Here is a 3,360-nt window from a genome sequence, read left to right as displayed (position 1 = left end):
GAACATGCTGATGCTCCAGAGAGTGCTGGCTGAGCCGGCGTGGCTGGGGCGCACGACGTCGGCTGACGACACGGCCTGACCCCGCTCGTCTGAGGGCATGTCAACCCCTACGGCGCCTTCGACCTCGACATGGAGCGGCGGCTGAATCTGGATCTGCTCTCCGCGGCGTGAGGCCGGCAACTCTTCACGGAAGGTGCGTTCTGTTGCGAGTACATCCGCATCCGGCCCGTCCGGGCGAGGGAAAACCGGCATGCGCCCGACTCAATCCAAGAAGCCAAAGGTGAAGAGTGGCGCCGCCACGGCGGCCGAGGCCGCCGACTGGCACAAGCGCGGTAAGGATTACCTCTCGCCCGCCGAGGTCGCCCGGCTGCTGAACGCGGCCAAGGCCGGCCGGCACGGCGTACGCGACCACCTTTTGCTGCTGATGACCTACCGCCATGGCCTCAGGGTCAGCGAGGCGGTCGGCCTGCGCCGGGACGAGCTCGACCTCAATCGCGCCCGGCTCTGGGTAAAGCGCCTCAAAGGTGGGCTCTCGGCCGAGCAGCCGATCCCTGGCGACGAATTGCGCGCTCTGCGTCGTTATCTCTCCACCCGCGGCGACGCGCTGCCCTGGCTGTTCATCTCCGAGCGCGACGGGCCGATGACGCGACAGGCTGTGAACTACCTGATCGCGGCAGCGGCGCGGCGCGCCGGTCTGCCCGGTGTGCATCCACACACGCTGCGGCACTCCTGTGGCTTCGCGCTCGCCGACAAAGGGCACGACCTGCGGCTCATCCAAGACTACCTCGGCCACCGCGACCCGCGGCACACCGTCCATTACACCCGTGCCTCCGGCTGCCGCTTCGAGGGGATTTGGCGGTGAGCCTCTTGGTGAACCGCCCGCATTGGCCGCTCGGTGACAGCGAGATGGCCCGGCGCATCCGTGCCCACGATTGGGCGGCTACTTCGCTCGGGCCGATCGAGGGTTGGTCGGGCCGCCTCAGGCTTATGGTCGAGACCGTGTTGGACAGCCCGCACGTCTCCAGCCTCGCCTGTGGGCCCGAGCGGATCCTGATCTACAACGACGTCGCGGCGCGCCTCTATGGCGCCGGCCACCCGCTCGCGCTTGGCCGGCCGTTGCCGGAGACCTTTCCGGAGGGCTGGGCTACGGTCGCTCCGCTCTACGCACGCGCCTTTGCGGGCGAGGCTGTGCAGGTCGTCGCACAGCCGCTGGACACGCGCGGCGAGGGGGAGGCAGCCGACGCTTTCGATGCCACGCTCATGCCGGTGCGCGACGACGCCGGTGCGATCACCGCCGTGCACATGGTGGGGCAGGAGGTTGGGGCACGCGTTCGTGCCGAAGAAGCCTTGCGCCTAAGCGAGGAGCGCTTCCGCCAGTTCGGTGACGCCTCCTCCGACGTGCTCTGGATCCGCGGCGCCGACTCGCTGCAGTGGGAGTACCTGAGCCCCGCCTTTGAGGCGATCTACGGCTTGCGTGTCGAGGAGGCCATGGCGGGTAAGGGGCTGCGCAGCTGGACCGACCTGATCTTCGAGGAGGACCGCGAGCGCGCCGTCGCCTGCATTGCCCGCGTGCGCGAGGGCAAGCGCGTCCGCTTCGATTATCGCGTTCGTCGCCCTGACGGCGGGATGCGCTGGCTGCGCAACACCGACTTCCCGATCTACGGTCCGGACGGACAGGTCAAGCGGATCGGCGGTATCGGCCAGGACGTCACCGAGCTGAAGCGGGCCGGGGCTGCACTACGCGAGGCGGAGGCGCGCCAACGGGCGCTTGTGGAGGGCCTTCCGCAACTTGTCTGGCGCTCGGGCGAGGGCGGGCTGTGGACTTGGTCGAGCCCGCAATGGCACGACTTCACCGGGCAGGATGAGGAACAGAGCCGCAGCTTGGGCTGGCTCGACGCGCTGCACCCTGACGATCGCGAGCCGGCCCGGGAGGCCTGGCGCAGGGCAACAGCGGCTGGGCTGCTTCAGGTGGATTGCCGGATACGGCATACGGGGTCGGGCCGGTATGCGTGGTTCCAGACCCGTGGCGTACCGGTGCAGAGCGAAAGCCGCATCACGGAGTGGATTGGTTCCTGCACCAACATCGACGACCAGATGCGGGCGCGCGACGTGCTGCGGCGTGCCGGCGAGGAGCTCGAGGCCCGTGTCGCCGAACGGACGGCCGAGCTGATGGCTGCGGAGGAGAGCCTGCATCAGGCGCAGAAGATGGAGGCGGTGGGCCAACTCACCGGTGGCATCGCGCACGACTTCAACAACATGCTCCAGGGTGTCGTCGGCGGCATCGCTATGGCGCGCCGGCAGATCGGCCGTGGCCACGCCGAGGGGGCGGCGCGCTACCTGGGTGCGGCGCATGACGCCGCGGAGCGTGCCGCGGGGCTGACCCGGCGCCTGCTCGCCTTCGCGCGGCGCCAGCGCCTGGAGCCGAGGCCGGTGGACGTGGCCGGGCTGGTTGCGGGGATGGCGGACCTGATCCGCCGCACCGTCGGGCCGGGCATCGCGGTGGAGTTGCAGCTGCGCGACGGCACGGGCAGCGTGCTGTGCGATCCCAACGAGCTCGAGAGCGCGCTGCTGAACCTGTGCATCAACGCCCGCGACGCCATGCCCGAGGGCGGACGGTTGTCCATCTGCACCGAGGAGGTGCGCCTCTCGGCCGCGGACATCCAGGACGGGGAGGTCGCGCCCGGCACTTACGCGGAGCTTTCGGTCGCGGACACCGGGACGGGCATGCCGCCGGAGGTGCTGGCCCGGGTCTTCGAGCCGTTCTTCACGACGAAGCCGCAGGGCCAGGGCACCGGCCTGGGATTGAGCCAGGTCTACGGCTTCGTGCGGCAGTCTGACGGACTGGTGCGGATCGACAGCACGCCTGGGTACGGCACCACGATCCGGCTTCTCCTGCCGCTGCACGATGTCGTCACGATGGCGGCCCAGGCACCGGGCCAGTCCTCCGCCCTCGTGGCGGGGACGCATGGGACTGTGCTGCTGGTCGACGACGAGGACGCGGCGCGCGGTCCCGCCGCCGACCGGCTGCGCGAGCTGGGCCTTGCTGTGCTGGAAGCGCGGGACGGGCCGGATGCGCTGCGCGTGCTGGCAAGCGTGCGGCCTGACTTGCTCGTCACCGACGTCGGGCTGCCGAGCGGCATGAACGGTCGGCAAGTGGCTGAGGCGGCCCGCGAGCACATCCCGGGCTTGCCAGTGCTGTTCATCACTGGCTACGCCGGCACGGCGCTGCCGCCTGGCGTCGAGGTGATCGGCAAACCCTTCGATCTCGACGTCCTAGCGCGCCGCGTGCAGACCATTCTGGAGACGAAGCTCAAAAGCCTGGGCAGAGATCCTGACACATAGCTGGCCTGACCAGTATGG

Annotated in this window: 3 protein-coding genes; 2 read left to right on the top strand and 1 reads right to left on the bottom strand. The window is 69.7% G+C overall.

The genetic code is table 11. The annotated features are described in order from the left end of the window. A partial coding sequence (locus Q7A36_RS38985; protein ID WP_305109176.1) for a hypothetical protein occupies positions 1-252 on the bottom strand: 252 nt, incomplete at its 3' end. Between Q7A36_RS38985 and Q7A36_RS38980 the strand changes: the two genes are divergently transcribed. Together Q7A36_RS38980 and Q7A36_RS38975 are read left to right on the top strand one after the other, a co-directional pair. Then, positions 251-862 (top strand): tyrosine-type recombinase/integrase, encoded by a 612-nt coding sequence (locus Q7A36_RS38980; RefSeq protein ID WP_305109175.1) that lies wholly within the window; start codon positions 251-253, stop codon positions 860-862. The genes Q7A36_RS38985 and Q7A36_RS38980 overlap by 2 nt on opposite strands. Further along, positions 859-3,342, top strand: coding sequence for a hybrid sensor histidine kinase/response regulator (locus tag Q7A36_RS38975; RefSeq protein WP_305109174.1), 2,484 nt, complete (start codon positions 859-861; stop codon positions 3,340-3,342). The genes Q7A36_RS38980 and Q7A36_RS38975 overlap by 4 nt, the downstream gene beginning before the upstream one ends. Positions 3,343-3,360 lie beyond the last annotated feature (18 nt).

The sequence above is a fragment of the Paracraurococcus lichenis genome (assembly GCF_030657435.1).
In the GTDB taxonomy this organism is placed as follows: Bacteria; Pseudomonadota; Alphaproteobacteria; order Acetobacterales; family Acetobacteraceae; genus Paracraurococcus; species Paracraurococcus lichenis.
The sequence above is the reverse complement of the archived record's forward strand: the minus strand, read 5'-3'. Positions and strand labels throughout refer to the sequence as shown.

What these genes read in the sequence shown, in the direction of transcription:
- Q7A36_RS38980 (WP_305109175.1), top strand. Translation starts at nt 251, where the DNA reads ATGCGCCCGACTCAATCCAAGAAGCCAAAGGTGAAGAGTGGCGCCGCC.